This is a genomic window from Tautonia sociabilis, assembly GCF_003977685.1.
In the GTDB taxonomy this organism is placed as follows: Bacteria; Planctomycetota; Planctomycetia; order Isosphaerales; family Isosphaeraceae; genus Tautonia; species Tautonia sociabilis.
Map to the genome: position 1 here is coordinate 31,695 of NZ_RYZH01000043.1, position 18,771 is coordinate 50,465.

Genomic DNA, 18,771 nt, shown 5'->3' on the forward strand with positions numbered 1-18,771 from the left:
CAAGTTCCCTAGCTCGACATCATATCGCGGGAGAGCCGCCTTGGGGAGGGGGCTCGAGGAGCGATCCGTTGGGCCGGGCCGGAGGGCGGGGCCGTCGGTCACTCGGTCTCGGCCTCGACGACGCCCCGGGGGTCGACCCCAAGCAGCTCGGCGACCTTGGCCTCAACCATGTCGTAGGTGAACTGGTTGTCCGGGTCGTCGTAGGTGAAGCGGGCCAGCTCCTTGCCGTCGGCGTCGTAGAGGAAGACGGCGGGGATGGTGGTGATGCCGAACGCTCCGAACGAGTCGCCGAGGAGCTGGCCGTGGCGGAGGTTCTCGACCTTCGAGACGTCGAGGCCGGCAAGGAAGGCCTTGGCCTCGGCGATCTGGGCGAGGTCGATGTCCTCGACCTCGGTCCCGGCGTCGAACGACAGGGCGATGGCGTGCAGGCCGGCGTCCTCATAGGCGGCGGCCATCTCGATGACGTGCGGGAAGTTCTCCTTGCACGGCTCGCACCAGCTGGCCCAGCAGTCGACGAGGGTGAGCTTGGCGTCCGAGGCGTCGATCCGGGCGAGGAGTTCGTCGAAGGTGACGGCCGGCAGCTCGTCGTCGGCGGGGACGGCCGGGGCCTCGGCCGAAGCGGTCTCGGCGGGCGCCGGCTCGGGGGCGGGCTCGGGAGCGGGCTCGGGCTCGGGAGCGGGCTCGGCCTCGGGTTCGGCCTCGGGTTCGGGTTCGGGCTCCGGGGCCGACCGGGTTTCAGGCTCGGGGGCCGTCTCGGCGACGGGCTCGGTGTCGCCGCCAACGGCCTCAGGGGTGACGACGTCGTCCGGGGTGGGCTCGACGTCGGTGCCGTCCGGCTCGGCGCAGCCGGCCAGGAGCAGGAGGGCCGGGGCGAGTCCCAGCCGGAGCCAGAGGGTCAGGGCACGGGTCATGGTGGTCGGTTCCTGGGTATGGGCAGGGGAGGGATGGGACGGAGGGGCCGGCTCGTCGGCGAAGGCCAGGGGAGGGAGGGGACTCGGGGCCGAAACGAACACCGCCCGCCGCCGGGGGTGATCCGACGACGGGCGGCGGGTTTCAGGCGGTCGGCCGGGCGATCGGCCGAGATCGTTCGGCCCGGGAAGGCCCGGCGGCCGGCCGTCGGCTCACTTGCGGCGGTACTGGACACCGCAGCCGATGGCGGGGGTCTCCTTAATCTTGACTTCCTCGCCGGCCAGCAGGGCGTCAACCGCCTCAGCGACGTAGTTGGTGTCGCCCGGCTCGACCTTCAGCGGGTTCTTGTACATGGCCCCCATGTAGCGAATGACCCGGTCCTTGTCGAGAACGAAGAACTCGGGGGTCTTGGTGGAGCCGTAGTTGCGGCCGATCTCCTGGGTCTCGTCGTAACCGTAGACGTACTTCGAGCCCTTGGTCTTGACCCACTCCTTGATCTGCGGGAGCTTGTCGGCCGGGTTCTCGTTGACCGAGACGCCGACGAGCTTGACGCTCTTGCCCTCGTAGTTGTCAACGAAGTCGTTCAGGTGATCCTCGATGGCCACGACGTAGGGGCAGTGGTTGCCCAGGAAGACCAGGACGACGACGTCCTCCTCGATGTCGCTGAGGGTGATCGAGGTGTCCTGGCCCATGTAGGTGGCCGGGATGCCCGAGAAGTCCGGGGCCTTCTGACCGATGTTGACCGTCTTGTTGTACTCGCCGGCCACGGCGGGGACGGTGATGGCCAGCGCGACGAAGGCGGAGACGAAGGTTCGCATCGGTGCGAGCTCCTCTGGGGGAATCGGGGTCGGGTCGGGGCCGATCCGGTCTGGTCGAAGGTTGGTTGCTCGGAGACCGGACCTGGATGGGTGGTGCACGACACCTGGACAACCGTCGGGGCCCGCCTGTCCGAACCGGGCCCCGGTGGCGAAACTCCATCCCGGCGGCCCGAGAGCCGCCGGGAGGAACCGTTCGGTACTCAAGGAGCGTCAACCGGGCTCGGGTCGGCCGCCGTTTCCGGCAGGACCGGCCGCCGTCCGTCACAGGTCGAGCGACAGCCTAGCCGCCGCCCCTCGGCCCCGTCAACCGCCTCTCGGCGGCCGTCGGGACTCGCATCGTGCTACGTCTGGAAGGGGACGATTGTTCGCGCGGAGGCGGAATCTTTTTCGATTGTGAGTGCGTGCATTCGTGTTGGATCCGGTCACGAGTGCCGGGGGAGGCGGACAGTGAAGGTGCTGCCGACGCCGAGCTGGCTCTCGACGGCCACGTCGCCGCCGAGCGACTGGGCCAGGTGCTTGACGATGGCCAGGCCCAGGCCGGTGCCGCCGAGGGAGCGGCTGCGGGCCTTGTCGACGCGGTAGAAGCGCTCGAAGATGCGGGGGATGTCCTCCCGGGGGATGCCGGGGCCGGTGTCGGCCACGTCGAGCCGGACGCGGCGGTCGTCGACCCGGGCCGAGACGCGGACGGTGCCTCCTTCGGGGGTGTACTTGATGGCGTTGTCGATCAGGTTGTCGAGGATCTGCCGGATCGCCTCCTCGGCGGCCCGGACAAGGACCGAGTCGTCCAGCGCCTCCAGATCGTGGGAGAACTGCTGCGATCGGGCGCGCGCCCGGGGCTCGTGCGGTTCGACACAGGCGCGGACGACCGGGCCGAGGGCCATCGGCTCCAGGCGGAAGGGCTCGTCGCCGGACTCCAGGCGGGCGAGGCGGAGCATGTCCTGGACGAGGTTGTCCAGGCGGTCGACCTGCTCGTCGATCTGCCTGAGCAGGGTGACGTTCACCGCGTCGTCGTGCAGCCCCCAGTCGAGCAGGGTTTCGGTGTTGGCCTTGATGGCGGCCAGGGGGGTCTTCAGCTCATGGGAGGCATTGGCGACGAAGTCCTGTCTCATGCGCTCCAGCCGCCTCAGGTCGGTGACGTCGTGGAAGACGATCACCGCTCCCGAGGGGGGGGAGCCGGGCAGGGGGGTGCCGTGGACGGCGATCGTCCGCTCCTGTTCGGCGGCCAGGGGGTTGCGCCCGGGCAGGGAGAGCTCGGCGCGGTAGGCCCCCTTGCCGGCGAGGGTGGCCTCGATGGCCATCTGGATCTGGGGGCTGCGGACCAGCTCGATGACGAGCCGGCCGTCGGAGCCGTCGGCGATCCGGAACATCCGCTGCGCGGCGGGGTTGGCGAAGACGAGGCGCTGGCGGGCGTCGACGGCCAGGACTCCCTCGGCCATGCCGCTGAGCACGGCGTCGAGCTTGCGGCGGTCGTCCTCCAGGCGGGAGATCCGGGCCTCGATGTCGGGCACGGCGGAGTTGAGGCGATCGACCAGCCCGGCGGGGACCCCTCCCAGCCGGGACCGGAGGCGTCGCACCGGCCGTCCCTTCGCCAGGGCCTCGACCTCCCCTCCCAGTTCCTCCATCGCTCCCCGGCCCCGTGACCAGAAAATGACGGCGACCCCCATCGGCACCGCGACCAGAACCGCGAGCGAGGCGATCGCCAGGGGAGGCCAGCCGTCGAGCATCGCTCCTCGATTCCCTCGACCTCGAATGTCCGACCCGATGGTGCGGGTCGTGCCACTGCAATCATCATCGTGGGTCGGGCAGAGGGACGCAACCGCCCGCCTGCTCTTCCCAGCTCGTCCCAGCTCGAGAGGGGCCGAGGCGAGGACCGTCGGCGACGACTCCCCCTCGACGAGTCGGTTCCGCTCGTTCCAGCGCAGAGGATGTGGCCGCTGCTCTCGGATCGGGCCTGGCGATGGGCCGATCGAGGGGGGATCGCCGTCCCGATCGGCTTCGGGCTCGTCGGGAGGCCGATCCGGAAGGGAGGGCGGGCCTCAGGCCTCCTGGCCGGGGACGGAGATGATCCGGTCGCCGGGGGGGAGGGCCCGGGAGGCGTCGGGGAACCCCTCCTTGAGGGGAGTCACCCGGCGGATGGCCTCGACGCGGAAGTAGGCGGAGGCGCCGTAGGCGATGTCGTCCTCCAGCCGCTCGACCTCGCCGTCCTCGAAGATCCAGTAGACCTCGTCGAGCCGGAGGAAGCCGGTCAGGCGGCCCTGGAGCAGGGCGTCGAGCGCGTCGGGGTCGGCCTGGCCGAAGTATTCGGAGCTGCCCCCCGATTCGAGGTCGACGAAGTCGATGGCGACCCAGACGGGAGTGCCGGAGGCGTTCCGGGGTTCGGGAGCCGCTCGGGGAGGAGTGGCGCGGCCGTCCTCCTGGGCGCGGGCGGCCCGGACCGGGGGGTGGTCTTGCCGGGAGCCCGGACGCAGGGCGAGGACTCCCGCGGCCACAATGATCGCACCCAGGTAGCCGAGACGTCGCATCGACGCGCTCCCCTCCCTCTTCCGGCCGCTTCGGCGTCGGGTGTTCGCCGGAAATCCGGCCGAGATCATATCCTCGGGTGCGCCGGGCCTCAACCGGAACTGGCCCGGCGGGAAGGCGACGCCTATGATGGTCGGGAAGGGGGACGCCCCCGTTCCGACGCATGCCAGGGGAGCCAGCCGCTCGATGGGAGACCAGTATTCCAAGGTCGAGGACGCCATCCAGGCCATCGCCGAGGGCCGAGCGGTCATCGTCGTCGACGCCGAGGACCGGGAGAACGAGGGGGATTTTGTCGCGGCCGCCGAGACGATCACCCCGGAGCTCGTCGAGTTCATGATCACCGAGGGCAGGGGCCTGCTCTGCATGCCGGTCATGCCCGACCTGGCCGAGCGGCTGCACCTGCATCCGGTCGTCGAGCTGAACACGGCGCCGCACAAGACGCCGTTCCTGATTCAGGTGGACCACAAGAGCTGCCACACGGGCATCACCGCCGCCGAGCGGGCCAAGACGATCCGGGCGATGGTCGACCCGGAGGCGAAGGCGTCGGACTTCGTCCGGCCGGGTCACGTTCTGCCGCTGCTGGCGAAGGTGGGGGGGGTGCTCCGGAGGGCCGGGCACACGGAGGCCGCCGTCGATCTCGCCCGGCTGGCCGGGCTGGCACCGGCGGGGGTGCTGATCGAGATCCTCGATGGCACCGGCCGGGCCAGCCGGGAGAAGCTGCACGAGATCGCCCGGAGGTTCAACCTGCCGATCGTCTCGATCGAGGAGCTGATTCGATACCGTCGCCGTCGGGAGAAGCTCGTCCGCCGAGAGGCCGAGGCCGCGCTGCCGACGAAGTACGGCGAGGCCCGGATTATTGGCTACGGCGTCGAGCACGAGCCAGGGAACAACCCGGTGGTGATCGCCTTCGGCGACCTGAAGGCGGCCGAGGCGCCGCTGGTCCGGCTGCATTCCTCCTGCTTCACCGGCGACCTGCTCTCGTCGCTCCGCTGCGACTGCGGCGACCAGTTGCACATGGCCCTGCAGCAGATCTCGGCCGAGGGGGTCGGCGCCCTGATCTACCTGCCTCAGGAAGGCCGCGGGATCGGCCTCATCCAGAAGCTGAAGGCCTACGCGCTGCAGGATCAGGGGATGGATACGGTCGAGGCCAATCTCGCGCTCGGCTTCCAGGCCGACATGCGGGATTACGGCATCGGGCTGCAAATCCTGCAGGATCTCGGGCTGTCGAAGGTCCGCCTGCTGACGAACAATCCAAAGAAGGTGGACGCCTTCGTCATCAGCGGCTACGACCTCCAAGTGGTGGACCAGGTGCCGATCATCGCCCCGGAGGAGTCGGCCCGTCGGCGCTACATGGAGGCCAAGCGCGATCGGATGGGGCACCTGCTCCCTCGGGATTCGGCGTGAGGGGGGGCGAGCCCGGGCTCGGCTGGGGGGCGGATCGACCTGGAACGGAGAGGGGAGGGGAGGGTACGATCGGCGGGCAGGCGCCTGGGCTCGGAGGATCGGGCCGGCGTGACGATCGATCGGTCGCACCAGCAAGGGAGTCGCTCGTGCCCAGATCATCCCTCGTCCGGGCCCTGGTCGTCGCGATGGCGATCGGGGCGTCCGTGTCGGCCCAGGAGGTGAACCTGGAACCCGGCCATTCGCTGCTCAACCGGGTCGTCGAGGCGTATCAGGCGCTGCCGGGGTACGCCGACACCGGGTCGGTGACGCTCTCGTTCGCCGTCGCGGGAGAGGTGGAGACGCAGACAATCCCCCGGCCCTTCGCCTTCGCCCGGTCGGGGAAGATCGCCGTGGACTTCGAGCCGGCGCACTTCTCGATCGACGGGGAACGCCAGGTTTCGGCGATCGCCGGGCTGTACCTCGTCGCCGACGCCCCCGGGGCGATCACCGACGAGGTGCTGGCGCGGGATCCGGCCGCCGCGTACATCTTCGGGGGGCTGCCGGGGATTCCGTCGATGACGCTCTTCCGCCTGCTGACCTCCGAGGACGCCTACCGGGAAATCCTGGAGGGTGTCGAGCGGCTGGAGCGCGAGCCGGAGCGTCGGGTCGGCGGGGAGGAGTGCCGGTCGCTGCGGATCGTCCCCCGATCGGGGCCGACCGTCCGGCTCCTGATCGACCCGAAGTCGTTCCTGATCCGCCGGATCGAGGTCATCCCCCGGTTCTCGGACCTTCCGCAGGGCGTGGAGGTCAAGGAGATCTCCTGGAGCCCCGGCGAAATCCTCACCGGGGAGCCGCCGGCCGAGCGGTTCGCCTACCGGCCGGGGCCCGACATGACGCCGGTGGACAGCGTCGCCGCCCTGATCGGGGGAGAGGAGGGCCGGGAACCCGGCGCGGCGCTCCTCGGCAAGCCCGCCCCGGAGTTCTCGCTCGATCTGCTGGCCAAGGACGGCTCGCTGGAGCGCGTCGGCCGGGCCGATCTGGCGGGGAAGGTCGTGCTGATCGACGTCTGGGCGACCTGGTGCGGCCCCTGTCGGCCGGAGTTGCAGGCGGTCGAGGCGCTGGTGGATCGGTTCGAGAGAGGGCCGGCCGCTGACCGCCTCCGGATCATCTCGCTCAATATTGATACCCCCCCGCCGCCCGAGCTCGAGGACGGCGGTCTGGCCGAGAGCGGTTCGACGGGGGGAGAGCCGGTCGCCGAGGAGAAGCCCGACGCCCCGCCGGCCGAGGTCGTTCGAGGGATGGTCGATGACTACCTCGATCGGACCGGCCTCGACCTCGACCGCCCCCCCCTCTCCCGGATCGCGATCGATCCCGACGGCAAGGCGATCGATGCCCTGGGCATCCAGGCGATCCCGATGCTTCTTCTGATCGGCCCCGACGGGGTGGTCCGGGCGGTCCACGCCGGCGCCCCTGCTCGGGTCGTCGGGGAGTTGGCCCCGACGATCGAGGGAATGCTTGCACCGTCCCCCCCGGGGAGCGATGAATCGGTGACGAGATGAATCGTCGCCGACGCCTCGGGAGGAGTCCCGGCCCGGCCCCTTCGGGCGCCGGGCCCTCCGCCCTCCGGTCGTCCCCCCATCCCCTGGAGTCTCCTCCGTGATCGCGACCCTGACCGCTCTTGTCCTGGGACTGGTGCCGATCGCTCCGATCGACGACGAGGCGAGGGCCTTGCTCGACCGGGTGGCCGGGGCCTACCGGGGGCTCGACCGTTACGCCGACCGGGGGGAGCGGACGCTCTCCTTCGTGTTCGACGGGGTTCCCGTCGAGCAGGTGGAGCCGTTCCGGTTGGCGTTTGAGCGGCCCTCCCGCTTCGCCGTGCTGTCGCCCGGGGCCCGAGTGGTGAGCGACGGGGATCGGTTGCTGACGGTGGTGACCCCGAGCGGGCTGTTCGAGACGGTCGCCGCCCCCGGGCCCGCCAGCGTCGATACGATGGCCGTCTCGGCCGTGGGCTCGACCCTGCTGGGAGACCCGGTCGGGCCTCCGGTGCCGCTGATCCTCGGCCTGTTGACCGGCGAGGAGCCCGATCGGTCGATTCCGAAGGGGCCCGAAGCGGTGGCGCTGGAGGAGGACCGGGAGTGGCGGGGGAAGCCCGTCCGGGTGCTCCGGGTGCCGATGATCGGCCGGGCCGACTGGCGGCTGTTCATCGACCCGGAGTCGTTGCTGATCGTCGGCGGCGAGGCGGTCGTGCCCGAGGAGGCGATGGCGGAGATCGCGCCGCCCGGGGTCGCGCTGGAGCGGGTCGAGGTGACGTGGTCGGCGGGAGAGATACGGACCGGTCCGCCGGCCGAGGAGGAATCGGACCTGTTCTCGACCGAGCCTCCCGCCGGGATGGCGGAGGTCGGCCCGCTGCTCGATCCGGAGGCAAGGGCCCGGAAGGAGGCCGAAACGCTCGCCGCCGACCCGAGGGTCGGCCGGCCGGCGCCGCAGTTCACCGTCCCCCTGCTCGGGGACGACGGCCTGGGGGAAGAGATCCGGGCGGTCGACCTGGAAGGGAAGGTCGTGCTCGTCAACTTCTGGGCGACCTGGTGCGGTCCCTGCCTGAAGGAGCTGCCGGAAGTCGCCGGCCTGATCGACTCCTTCGCCGGGGCGGAGGCGGCCGACGACTTGCGGATCCTCTGTGTGAGCATCGACGAGGCGGCCGACGAACCCGAGGAGCTGGCCCAGGAGCTGCTCGTCTTCCTTGGCCGGAACGAGCTGGCCCTCCGGCGCCCTCCGATGGCGGAGGTCGCGCTCGACGCCAGCGGGGCGATGGCCCGCGCCTTTGGCGTCACCGGCATCCCGACCTCGGTCCTGATCGGCCGGGACGGCACGATCCGAGCGGTGCTGACCGGCTTCGACCCGGCCTATCGTCGCAAGATCGGAGGGCAGATCGAAACGCTCCTGGCCGCCCCCGACGCGGGGGGGGACCCGGACTGACCGGCCGACCCGCCGACCGCCTCGGATTCCGGCCGAAACCGGCGGCGTTCCGCTGGCACCGGGGGGGCCGCGGTCTGCTGTGCTCCCGATCTACAGATCCGTCCCTTCCTCATTCTGAACCCCTGGTGATCGAGGAGCGTGATGCTCAGCCCGAAGGTTGAACTGCGCACCGAGCGAGGCGTGCTGTATGCCGAATTCTGGGATTGCCTGCGTCTGGATCCGGCCCCGGTGAAGGAGTTGCTGGCGAAGTACAAGACCGCCTCCGGCGGCGCCGGGAGGCCAGACCTGATCGTCGACTTTTCCGGCGTGACCTTCGCGGGGTCGGCGGCCCTGAGCGGGTTCGTGAATCTCCAGCGGGCCGTCCGGCAGAACGGCGGCAAGGTGGTCCTTTGCAACCTGGAGCCGACCGTCGCCGAGGCCTTCCGGCTGAGCCGAATCGACTCCCTGTTCACCGCCGTTCCCGACCCGGAGGCCGCCTTCACGACGATCCTCGGCTGACCCGCTCCCGGCCTGTCCGGCCCGCGAACGCGAGGGAGGCCGGCCGTGTCGGATCGCCAGCCGCGTCGAGGTCGGGCCAGGCCAGGCCAGGCGAGGCGAGGCGAGGAGAGGCGAGGCGACCCGAGGGGGCGGCCGGCGCACCAGATCGAGCCGAGAGGATCGCGACCATGTCCGGAGCCTACACCGGCCCGCTCGAGAAGGTCGGGCCCTGCCAGTGGAAGATCCCGAAGAGCTACCGAGACGACATGCGGGTCGACGGTCTGATCTTCGCCGACGACCGGCTCATCGAGCAGATCCGCAAGGACCAGGGGCCGGAGCAGGTCGCCAATGTCGCGACCCTGCCCGGAATCCAGCGCGCCAGCCTGGCGATGCCGGACATCCACTGGGGCTACGGCTTCGCCATCGGCGGGGTGGCCGCGACCGACCCCGACGAGGGGGGCGTGATCTCCCCCGGAGGTGTCGGGTATGACATCAACTGCGGGGTCCGCCTGCTCCGGTCGGAGCTGACCTGGGAGGAGACGAAGCCTCACCTCAAGCGGCTGGTGGACCAGCTCTACCGGGACATTCCCACCGGCGTCGGCCAGTCGGGCCACTACACCTTCCGCCCGGACGAGCTGGCCGAGCTGATGGACCAGGGCGCTCGCTTCGTGGTCGATCGCGGCTGGGGGACTCCCCGGGACCTCGAATTCACCGAGGCCGGCGGCCGGCTCGAGGGGGCCGAGCCCGACCGCGTCAGCCCCCGGGCGTTTGCCCGAGGAGCCGACCAGTGCGGCACGCTCGGCTCGGGGAACCACTTCCTGGAGGTCCAGGTGGTCGACCGCGTGCTCGACGAGCAGGCGGCCGAGGTCATGGGCCTGCGCGAGGGGATGATCACCGTCCTGATCCATTCCGGCTCCCGGGGCCTCGGCTATCAGGTCTGCGAGGACCACCTCGCGATGTTCCGAGACGCTCCTCGGACGTATGGATTCGAGCTCCCCGATCGGCAGCTGGCCTGCGCCCCGGTGCGCAGCCCCGAGGGGCAGGCGTACCTGGGAGCCATGCGGGCGGCGGCCAACTTCGCCTGGTGCAACCGGCAGTTGCTGACCCATCAGGCCCGGCTGGTCTTCCAGCGCATCTTCGGCCAGTCGGCCGAGTCGCTGGGGATGGACCTGGTCTACGACGTGGCGCACAACATCGCCAAGTTCGAGGACCACGAGGTCGGCCTCGACCGCCGCAAGACCGTCTGCGTGCACCGCAAGGGAGCGACCCGGGCCTTCCCGCCCGGACATCCGGAGATCCCGGCGCCGTACCGAGGGATCGGCCAGCCGGTGATCATCCCCGGCAGTATGGGGACGGCCAGCTGGGTGCTCGCGGGGCAGGAGGGGAGCATGCGCCAGTCCTTCGGTTCGAGCTGCCACGGCGCCGGCCGGATGATGAGCCGCACCGCCGCGGTCAAGCTGGCCGCCGGCCGTCGGATCGACAAGGAGCTGGACGCGATCGGCATCATCGCCCGGGCCCGGGGACACAAGGGGCTCGCGGAGGAGCAGCCGGCGGCGTACAAGGACGTGGATCAGGTGGTCGAGGTCGTCGACACCGCCGGCATCTCCAAGAAGGTCGCCCGGCTGCGGCCGATCGGCGTGATCAAGGGCTAGGGGCGGCCGACGGCCAGCGCGACCGACGCGCGTTGCCGGCCGAGGTGCTGGCCGAGTCCGCCCGTAGGGTCAAGGCCCCCCGGCTCCCCGAGCCGGGCGGGCCGATGCCTTCGGGAACGGAGTCGGACCCGGCCCTCGCCAGGTCCGCAACCGCCCGGCGTCCGATTGGATCGCCGCCTTGGGGTTCGGCTCGATCTCGGGCCCGTTTCCTCCTCCCGAGGTCGCATCGGCCCCGACGCCCCCCCTATAATGGGGCCGTTGGCGAACCCAGGGGGCGATCGGGCGATGAGTGTGTCGGATCGGACGGCCGAGATCGACCCGGAACGGACCCTCCGAGAGCGGTTCGGCCTGGAACGGTTCCGCCCCGGCCAGCGGGAGGTCATCGACGCGGTCCTTGGCGGCCGGGATGTCCTCTGCGTGATGCCCACCGGCGGGGGCAAGAGCCTCTGCTACCAGCTTCCCGCCCTGGTGATGGAGGGCTTGACGCTGGTCGTCAGCCCGCTGATCGCCCTGATGAAGGACCAGGTCGACGCGCTGCGGGCCCGAGGGATGCGGGCGACCCTGATCAACTCGACGCTCGATCCCGACGAGCAGCGCGCCCGGCTGATGGAGGCCGAGGCCGGGCGGTATGATCTGCTGTACGTCGCCCCGGAGCGATTCCGGAGCCATCGGTTCGTCGAGACGATGGCCCGCCTCCGCCCGGCTCTGTTCGCCGTGGACGAGGCACACTGCATCAGCGAATGGGGCCACGATTTCCGCCCCGACTACGCCCGGCTCGGCCTGGCCCGCCGCAAGCTGGGAATGCCGCCCTGCATCGCGCTGACGGCGACGGCCACGGATCTCGTCCGGCGCGACATCGCCGAGCAACTCGACCTCCGCGAGCCGGCCCAGTTCATCACCGGCTTCGACCGGCCGAACCTGGCGTATGCGGTCGTCGAGGCCCGCCGGGACGCGGACAAATGTGAGGAGCTGGCGCGATTGCTCCGGCGCACGTCGGGGTCGGTGGTCGTCTACGCCTCCAGCCGGAAGCGGTGCGAGTCGGTGGCGGCGTTCATTGGCGAGGATCTGAGGAGGTCGGTCGTCTGCTACCACGCCGGGCTCGATCGGGAGCATCGGCACGCGGCGCAGGAAGCGTTCATGAACGGCGACGTCGACGTGATCGTCGCCACGAACGCTTTCGGCATGGGGGTGGACAAGCCTGACATCCGGGCCGTCGTCCACTTCAACATCCCCGGTACCCTGGAGGCCTATTACCAGGAAGCCGGCCGAGCCGGCCGAGATGGCTTGCCTGCCGACTGCCTGCTGCTGTACGCGCCAGGGGACCGAAAGCTCCAGCAACTGTTCATCGAGAGCGAGTATCCTCCCCGAGAGGTCGTCTTCCAGGTTTATGAGTACCTCCGGCACGTCGACGCCGACCCGATCGAGCTGACGCAGGCCGAGATCAGGGAGGCGCTGGGCCTGGAGTTGAGCGAGTCGGCCGTCGGCTCGGCGCTGAAGATCCTCGAAGGGGCCGGGGCGCTGGAGCGGTTCAGCCCGAGGGAGAACATGGCGATCGTCCGGGTCGACCGGGAGCCGGACGAGCCTCCGCTGGCCGATCGCGTGGGGGCGCAGGCCCCTGTGCAAAAGTTGGTGATGATCGGGCTGGAAGGGCTCTGCGACCGCCGGCTCGGCGAGCCGGTCTACTTCCACCCGGACGAGTTCGCCTCGGCCCTGGGAATCGACCGCACCGCCTTGAACCGGGCGCTGAAGCTGCTGACCGCCGAGCTGCCGGTGACGTACGTCCCGCCGTTCCGGGGGAACGCGGTCCGGATCCTCGACCGATCGAGGCGGGCCAAGCACCTGGAGATCGACTTCTCCGCCCTGGAGAAGCGGAAGCGGTCCGAGTACGAGAAGCTCGACCGGATGATCGGCTACGCCGAGGCCCGGCGCTGCCGTCGGGCGGTGATCCTCGGCTACTTCGGCGATCCGCACCCAAGCAACTGCGGCCGATGCGACTGCTGCGCCGGGGGGGGCGACGGGGGCGACGGCGAGCCCTGCGTGGTCGACACGCCGGCGGCCCGGGAGGTTGTGCTCAAGGTGCTCTCCGGAGTGGCCAGGGCCAAGGGGAGGTTCGGCAAGACGATCGTGGCCCAGATGCTCGCAGGATCGGGCTCGGAGAAGATGAACCGCTTCGGGCTGACCCGGTTGAGCACCTTCGGCATCCTCGGCGACTTCACGCAGCAGGAGCTGGCGCAGTTGATCGATGCGCTGACCCAGGCCGGGCTCATCGAATCGGAGGAGGTGGATCGGTTCAAGACGGTCGTTACCCTGGCCGAGCCGGGCTGGGCGTACCTGAAGGAGCTTGGCGAGGGGGGGCCGCCGATCGTGCTCTTCGGCCTGCCGGGGCCGTTGGCGTTCAAGCTCCGGACCGGCGGCCTGCGCCGGGTGGAGCCGAGCAGCCGTCCTGGGGAGTCCGCTCCGATTCCTGGTCCGAACGGTGCCGACGACGAGCAGGGAGAGGACTCCGGCGTCTCCTGGCCGGCCGAGGATCCGGCCGGGATCACCCCGCCATCACGATCGGCCGACGACGAGGCGCTGATCCAGAAGCTCCGGGCGCTGCGGTCGGCCTGGGCTCGCGAGGCGGGGCTCTCTCCTGGCTACGTGCTGGCGAATGAGACACTGGAACAGCTCGTGAGGCACCGGCCGAGGACTCCCCAGGAGATCGCCGCGATCAAGGGGATTGGCCCGGCCAAGCTGGAGCGGTACGGCTCGGCGCTGCTGGAGGCGATCACCGGGACTTCAGGAGGCCCGACTCCGCCGGCCAACGGCGATCCGGCCCGGCCGACCTCGGATGACGGGACGTTCCCGACCGCCGAGCCGGCCCCGATCGAGAGGCACGCTCCCCAGGCCCCTTCGGGGGGGACGGACCCGGTCGGGACGTCGGGCGTCGCTCAGGAGGAATGGACCGGACGGCTGCTCGACCGCGGCTTCAGCGCCGAGGAGGCCTCGGCGATTCGAGGGCTGGAACTCGACACGATCATCGGGCACGCGACCCAGCTCGCCCGTCGGGGGAGGGCGGTCCCCCTCGACGCCTTCCTTCCCTCCGAGGTCGTCCGTCGCTGGGAGGGCTGGCTTGCCGATCGGAAGCCCGACCTCCCTCCGGACGCCGGCCATCGAGCGGGCCTCTGGGACTTGTTCCTGGCCTGCCGAGGCCAGATCCTTCCTGACTCCGAACCCGACTCCGACCCGAACCCGGCCCCCTGATCCGGGGACCGGGGGCTCACTCCGCGACGGGTCGGCCGAACCGATTCCGAGGTCCTGCCGCAGCGATGCCCGATCGCGAGCCCGAACCCTTCCGGATGCGGATCGTCGACCTCATCCTGCTGACCTTCGGCCTGGCCCTGCTTCGACCCCGACCTCCCCGGCCCAGCGATGCGACATCGAGGAGCGTCGGGATCAGTTGTCGGGCGACTCGTGCAGGGCCTCGATTGGCAGGCGGTCGACCTGGTTGGGAAGGTCGCCGGTGTCCTCGTTCTGCCAGTAAAGGACCCCTCCCTTGGCGAAGAAGCCGTTCTCTTCGCCGAAGCGGCGGACGACGGGGCGGAAGGCGTCGGGGGCGTCGGCTCGGCCGGCTCGGAGGGGACGCGACCAGCCGGAATCGAGGCCGGTGAAGACAAAGGCGCCGAAGCGTTCGTCGTCGGAGAAGAACAGGTCGTTGACAAGGCCGTCGCCGTCGAGATCGAGGAAGCGGAGGCCGGAGTCGAGCCCCTGGAAGCCGCTGGTCCAGGCTCCGGCGGGGAGGAGGAAGGGGAGCTTCTCCCAGGAGCTGTCGGACGGGGCCCAACGGTAGGCGCCACTCGTGTCAGTCAGGCCGCGGTCGCGGTTGGTGAGGATGGCCTCGCAGATGCCGTCGCCGTCGAGGTCTCGGAAGCGGAGGCCGTCGACGTCGACCGGCAGGCCGCGGAGTCGGGCGTCCTGGAGGACCCAGCGGTTCCCGTCGAAGATCCAGCAGTGCTTGACCGGCCCCTCGCCGCCGATCATCGCCGGAGAGCCGTCGGGGTCGAGAACCGCGAAGCGGACGGCGGTCGGGTGCTCGGCCCCCTCGTGCATGATGAGGCTGGTGGGCATCGGCCTCAGCTCCCAGCGCCGGCCGGCGGGCTTCCAGATGCGGGTGACTCGGGGGCCGCCGTCGCCGAGCAAGACATCCAGGTAGCCGTCGTTGTCGAGGTCGATCAGGCGAACGCCGTTGTCCCGGCCGAAGCGGTCGCGCACGGGCTGGCCGCCGAGCAGGTTGGCGTCGAGCCGCTCCTGGGCCTCTCGGAAATTCAGGAAGCGGACTCGGTTGCCGTAGGTTTTCGAGGCGTAGTCGATGAACTCGACCACTTGCTCGGGCTCGATCCACCCGTGGGGGTGGAAGACCATGGTGAAGACGCCCTGCTTGATCACGGTCGCATCGAGCGCCCGTTTCCAGTCCTCGATCGTCTTCGGGTTGTTCTCGCCGTGATGGTTCTGGGCTTCCCAGTCGCTGGGGACCATGCAGGGGAATTCCCAGCAGAGCCGGTTGATGAGGTACGGGTACGGGTAGTCCTCGACCCAGTTGACGAACCCCTCGCTCGGCAGATACTTGCGGAACCTCGGGGTGCCGTCCGGATCGACGACCAGGCCTCGGGGGAGGTCCGGGTCGTCGGGGGTGAGCACGACACAGACGGAGGAGTCGATGGTGAGGAAGTGCTGCTCGCCGCTCCGCTCCTCGAAGATCTCGCGGTAGAAGCGGGGGCTGGGGGAATTCATCGAGTCGCAGCAGGGCATCCGGAAGGCGACCGGGGTGTTGCCGGGAATCCTCCGCAAGAGGTCGACGCCGTCGTGGTAGGTCCGGGCCGCCTTCTCGAAGTCTCCCCCGGCCAGCAGGGGGCAGGGGTGGTCAAGGGTGTGCACCTCCATCGAGATCCCCTCGGCCAGCCAGTCGGCGACCTGGGGGCTCTCGGGGTCGACCCGGTTGGTCATGATGCTCACCGGCGCCCTTCCCTCGATCTTCTTCAGGTGGTCGAGGATCGGGCGGAGATACCCTTCATACTTCGGGGTGTTGTCCCTCAGGTCGTCGATGGCCAGGATCACGACGGCGTCCACGCCCTCCTCGCCAATCCACTGCGGGGTGGTCAGCTTGGGGAAGGAGCGCCCGACGTCGTAAGGGGACATCCCGTCGAGGTACGTCAGCCGGTTTCCTTTCGCCGCCGTCGAGGCCGCCCCGGCGGGAGTCGGGGCGGGGGCCTCCTGCGGCGGGGACAGGCAAAGGGCGGTGAGGAGAGCGGCGGCGAGCATCGGCGAGTCCTCTGCGGGCGGAGGGCGATCCAGGGAGATCGGGGGCAGGCGACCGTGGTGGCGAAACCGGTGTCTTGCGTGCTATCTTATCCCATCGAGGACCATCGACCCAGGTTCCTCCCTCCCCTCGATCCGCCTCGGGCGGGGTCGATTCCGCTCAAGGAGCCCCCGAATTCCGGGGCCGATTGAGCCGTCCGGCCCAGGCACACCGCCGGGAGCCCGCTCGCCCCCGGTCGACGCTCCGGATCGGCTTTGCTCGCTCCCCAGATGCCGAGATTCCGACTCGGATTCGCTCCGATCGTTCGCTCCGAGGCGATTCCCAGAGCCGACCGGCCAGCCCCCCGTCTCCAGGACCTGCGGCCTCGGTCGACTCGACACGAGGAGGGCCGTCCTTGAACGCTTCCCCCCCGGCCGGAGCAGGAGTCTCGGCGCTGGAGCTCATCGAGGTGAGCCGGCGCTACCCCGAAGGAGGAGGGGTCGAGGCGATCGATCTGGAGGTTCCCCGGGGAGAGCGGCTGGCGGTCGTCGGCCCTTCGGGATCGGGGAAGACGACGCTGTTGCGGCTCATCGCGGGGCTGGAGCGGCCGGATGGCGGAGCGATCCGCATCGATGGCACGCCGGCGAACGAACGGCCTCCCCGCCGTCGCGGGCTGGCGATGGTCTTCCAGGAGCAACCGCCGTACCCTCACCTGGACGTGGCCGGCAACCTCGCCTTCGGCCTGAAGGCGAGAGGACGGGCCCGCGAAGAAATCCAAGGGCGCGTGCGGGAGGTCGCCGACCGGCTGGGGATCGGGGGGATGCTTTCCCGGAGGCCGGCGCAACTCTCGGGGGGGGAGCGGCGCCGGGTCGTGCTCGGCCGGGCGCTGGCGACCGGGGCGGGAATCGTGCTGCTGGATGAGCCGTTCTCGGCCCTCGACCCGCCGCTGAGGTCCGCCCTCCGCGCCGATCTGATCGCCTGGCAAGAGCGCCAGGGCGGGACGATCGTCCTCGTCTCGCACGACCAGGCCGAGGCAATGGCCTTCGGGCACCGTCTGGCGGTCATCCGGGGGGGGCACCTGCTCCAGATCGGTGCTCCGGCGGAGGTCTACGCCCGGCCGTCCCACCGGTTTGTGGCCGAGTTCGTCGGCGACCCCGGCGCGTCGGTGATCCGGTGCCGGATCCGAGTCGACCCGGACGCCGGCCGGATCGACGGCCTCTTGCCCGGCGCCTCCTGGACGGTCCCCCGGGGGACTCCCTGGATGGAGGCCCTGGCCGGGCGTCCCCGGCGGGAGGTCGACCTCGCGCTTCGCCCCGAGCACGTCGAACCGATCACGACCGAGGCCTCGGCCGACTCGCCGTCGCTGGTGGGGAGGGTCGAAGGGGTCGAGCCCCGGGGGTTCCTCCGGCTCGTCTCGGCCCGGGTCGGTGAGCACCGGCTCCGGTTCTGGTCGCGGCCCGCCGACGGGCCCGAGCCAGGGGACCGCGTCCCGCTCCGGCTCCGGCTGCGTGACGCCTCCTGGTTCGACCCCGATACCGGAGAGGAGATCCGGACGGGGGGGTGAGCCAACCAGGGTCGAGGGGAGATCAGGGCAGGAGGGAGCTCGTGCCGTTGGCCTCGCCGAACCCCCGGAGCATCACGGAGTCGGGGACGGCCTGTCGGGAGAAGTAGGGGATGGTCGCGGGATCGGCGTCGGCATTGGCGTCGGTGGCCAACCCGGTGAGGTCCTGCATCGGGGAGGCCTCGGCGGGCAGGGTGCCGAGGTGGGCCGCCAGGCGATTGAGGACGGTCCTGGCCGCGTCCTCGTCGCCGAAGAGGCCGACCCGGACGCGAGCCTCGGTGGCGGGGCCGCGGTCGAGCAGGGTCAGGTCGACCCGTCGGCCGTCGGCCGTGCGGCCGTGGACCCGGGTCGCCTCGGCGTCGGCCTCGACCAGGCCGACACGACGGATCTGGAGGTCGTCCATCGCCTCGCCGAGAGCGGCCTCGACCTCGGTCCGAGGCCGGGCGAAGCCTTGCGAGGCCATGCCCGAGGTGTAGGAGTAGGTCGGGACGACCAGCGATGGTCCTCCCTGGCCGATCGGCCCCGTGGTCTGGCAGCCGGAGAGGCCAAGAATCAGGAGCGCCGGCCCTCCGATCCCCCGGGCGATCCGCCCGGCCGCCACCTTCGCCCTCACCGTCATGCCGCGCCTCCGTGGCGAACCGGGCCGATCGAGGGGCGTCCGGCCTCCTCGGGAATCAGCCGCAGGGTAGACGACCGGGCCCGGGCGGTCAATGCCGCTCGGGATCGTCGGGGGAGGGGCCGGTTGGGGAGGGAGAATGGCGTTGACACACGCGTACGCACGTTCTATCTTCGGATCGAAGGCTGCGGCCGAGGCGGGGACGACCGGCCGGATCGGCGTTTCTCGCCCTGGATTGCCCGAGGAGCGACAGCCGATGGACCGCGATTGTCGGGGCCGGCTCCGGCGGCCCGAGCAGGCCCGGGGGCTCCAGCCGATGCACCCGCTCTTGCCGGATCGCTGGGAGAGCCGGGCGCTGCGGGTGGCGATGTCGGAGGACGACTGGGCCCGGCTGGAGGCGCTGGTTCGCCGGGTCGCCGACGGTGAGGAGACCCGGGCCCGAGCCCTCGGCGCCGCGCTGTCTTACCTCTTGCGTCACGAGGCCGCCGTTGCCCCGCAGCCGGGCCCGCTCGATTGGCTCGACTGGGAGCGTCGCAAGGCGTACCGGGCCCTCCGCCTGCTCCAGCCGGGGGCCTGAGGCGATC

14 protein-coding genes are annotated in these 18,771 nt (G+C 70.7%); 8 read left to right on the forward strand and 6 right to left on the reverse strand.

What is annotated here, in order from left to right; all coding sequences use genetic code 11:
* Positions 1–98: 98 nt before the first annotated feature.
* The 4 genes from TsocGM_RS19315 to TsocGM_RS19330 form a co-directional block, all read right to left on the reverse strand.
* Positions 99–911, reverse strand: coding sequence for a TlpA family protein disulfide reductase (locus TsocGM_RS19315; protein WP_126727104.1), 813 nt, complete (start codon positions 909–911; stop codon positions 99–101).
* 210 nt (positions 912–1,121) lie between these two features.
* Entirely contained in the window at positions 1,122–1,727 is a 606-nt protein-coding gene (locus TsocGM_RS19320) for a thioredoxin family protein (protein ID WP_126727105.1), read from the reverse strand.
* A 422-nt stretch (positions 1,728–2,149) separates the two neighbouring features.
* A complete protein-coding gene (locus tag TsocGM_RS19325) occupies positions 2,150–3,451 on the reverse strand; it encodes a sensor histidine kinase (protein WP_126727106.1) in 1,302 nt (433 codons plus the stop codon).
* Positions 3,452–3,763: 312 nt separating this feature from the next.
* Positions 3,764–4,249, reverse strand: a complete 486-nt coding sequence (locus tag TsocGM_RS19330; protein ID WP_126727107.1) for a hypothetical protein — start codon at positions 4,247–4,249, stop codon at positions 3,764–3,766.
* 184 nt (positions 4,250–4,433) lie between these two features.
* Here TsocGM_RS19330 and ribA point away from each other — a divergent pair, with 184 nt between their 5' ends.
* From ribA to TsocGM_RS19360, 6 genes are all read left to right on the forward strand, one after another.
* Positions 4,434–5,651, forward strand: a complete 1,218-nt coding sequence (gene ribA, locus TsocGM_RS19335; protein ID WP_126727108.1) for a GTP cyclohydrolase II — start codon at positions 4,434–4,436, stop codon at positions 5,649–5,651.
* Positions 5,652–5,797: 146 nt separating this feature from the next.
* Positions 5,798–7,189, forward strand: a complete 1,392-nt coding sequence (locus TsocGM_RS26555; protein WP_233579039.1) for a TlpA disulfide reductase family protein — start codon at positions 5,798–5,800, stop codon at positions 7,187–7,189.
* Between the two features lie 97 nt (positions 7,190–7,286).
* Positions 7,287–8,606, forward strand: a complete 1,320-nt coding sequence (locus TsocGM_RS27205; protein ID WP_126727109.1) for a TlpA family protein disulfide reductase — start codon at positions 7,287–7,289, stop codon at positions 8,604–8,606.
* A 141-nt stretch (positions 8,607–8,747) separates the two neighbouring features.
* Entirely contained in the window at positions 8,748–9,104 is a 357-nt protein-coding gene (locus TsocGM_RS19350; protein ID WP_126727110.1) for an STAS domain-containing protein, read from the forward strand.
* Between the two features lie 167 nt (positions 9,105–9,271).
* The gene (locus TsocGM_RS19355) at positions 9,272–10,735 is read left to right on the forward strand and encodes an RtcB family protein (RefSeq protein ID WP_126727111.1); all 1,464 of its coding nucleotides are present in this window, start codon (positions 9,272–9,274) and stop codon (positions 10,733–10,735) included.
* 285 nt (positions 10,736–11,020) lie between these two features.
* The gene (locus TsocGM_RS19360; protein WP_126727112.1) at positions 11,021–13,978 is read left to right on the forward strand and encodes an ATP-dependent DNA helicase RecQ; all 2,958 of its coding nucleotides are present in this window, start codon (positions 11,021–11,023) and stop codon (positions 13,976–13,978) included.
* Positions 13,979–14,170: 192 nt separating this feature from the next.
* Here TsocGM_RS19360 and TsocGM_RS19365 read toward each other — a convergent pair whose 3' ends face one another.
* The gene (locus TsocGM_RS19365) at positions 14,171–16,033 is read right to left on the reverse strand and encodes a polysaccharide deacetylase family protein (protein WP_126727113.1); all 1,863 of its coding nucleotides are present in this window, start codon (positions 16,031–16,033) and stop codon (positions 14,171–14,173) included.
* A 392-nt stretch (positions 16,034–16,425) separates the two neighbouring features.
* Between TsocGM_RS19365 and TsocGM_RS19370 the strand changes: the two genes are divergently transcribed.
* On the forward strand, positions 16,426–17,574 hold the full coding sequence (locus tag TsocGM_RS19370) for an ABC transporter ATP-binding protein (protein ID WP_126727114.1): 1,149 nt from the start codon (positions 16,426–16,428) through the stop codon (positions 17,572–17,574).
* 22 nt (positions 17,575–17,596) lie between these two features.
* On the opposite strand, the gene TsocGM_RS19375 is transcribed toward TsocGM_RS19370, so the two are convergent.
* On the reverse strand, positions 17,597–18,190 hold the full coding sequence (locus TsocGM_RS19375) for a DUF3568 family protein (RefSeq protein ID WP_126727115.1): 594 nt from the start codon (positions 18,188–18,190) through the stop codon (positions 17,597–17,599).
* A 253-nt stretch (positions 18,191–18,443) separates the two neighbouring features.
* Here TsocGM_RS19375 and TsocGM_RS19380 point away from each other — a divergent pair, with 253 nt between their 5' ends.
* Positions 18,444–18,764, forward strand: a complete 321-nt coding sequence (locus TsocGM_RS19380) for a hypothetical protein (protein ID WP_126727116.1) — start codon at positions 18,444–18,446, stop codon at positions 18,762–18,764.
* The last annotated feature ends 7 nt before the right edge of the window (positions 18,765–18,771 follow it).

Bases quoted from the DNA above. Each gene is read 5' to 3' on its own strand.
- TsocGM_RS19360 (WP_126727112.1), top strand. From the start codon at position 11,021: ATGAGTGTGTCGGATCGGACGGCCGAGATCGACCCGGAACGGACCCTC.
- TsocGM_RS19350 (WP_126727110.1), top strand. From the start codon at position 8,748: ATGCTCAGCCCGAAGGTTGAACTGCGCACCGAGCGAGGCGTGCTGTAT.
- TsocGM_RS19380 (WP_126727116.1), top strand. From the start codon at position 18,444: ATGGACCGCGATTGTCGGGGCCGGCTCCGGCGGCCCGAGCAGGCCCGG.
- TsocGM_RS19325 (WP_126727106.1), bottom strand. From the start codon at position 3,451: ATGCTCGACGGCTGGCCTCCCCTGGCGATCGCCTCGCTCGCGGTTCTG.
- TsocGM_RS19315 (WP_126727104.1), bottom strand. From the start codon at position 911: ATGACCCGTGCCCTGACCCTCTGGCTCCGGCTGGGACTCGCCCCGGCC.
- TsocGM_RS19355 (WP_126727111.1), top strand. From the start codon at position 9,272: ATGTCCGGAGCCTACACCGGCCCGCTCGAGAAGGTCGGGCCCTGCCAG.
- TsocGM_RS19375 (WP_126727115.1), bottom strand. From the start codon at position 18,190: ATGACGGTGAGGGCGAAGGTGGCGGCCGGGCGGATCGCCCGGGGGATC.
- ribA (WP_126727108.1), top strand. From the start codon at position 4,434: ATGGGAGACCAGTATTCCAAGGTCGAGGACGCCATCCAGGCCATCGCC.
- TsocGM_RS19320 (WP_126727105.1), bottom strand. From the start codon at position 1,727: ATGCGAACCTTCGTCTCCGCCTTCGTCGCGCTGGCCATCACCGTCCCC.
- TsocGM_RS19365 (WP_126727113.1), bottom strand. From the start codon at position 16,033: ATGCTCGCCGCCGCTCTCCTCACCGCCCTTTGCCTGTCCCCGCCGCAG.
- TsocGM_RS19330 (WP_126727107.1), bottom strand. From the start codon at position 4,249: ATGCGACGTCTCGGCTACCTGGGTGCGATCATTGTGGCCGCGGGAGTC.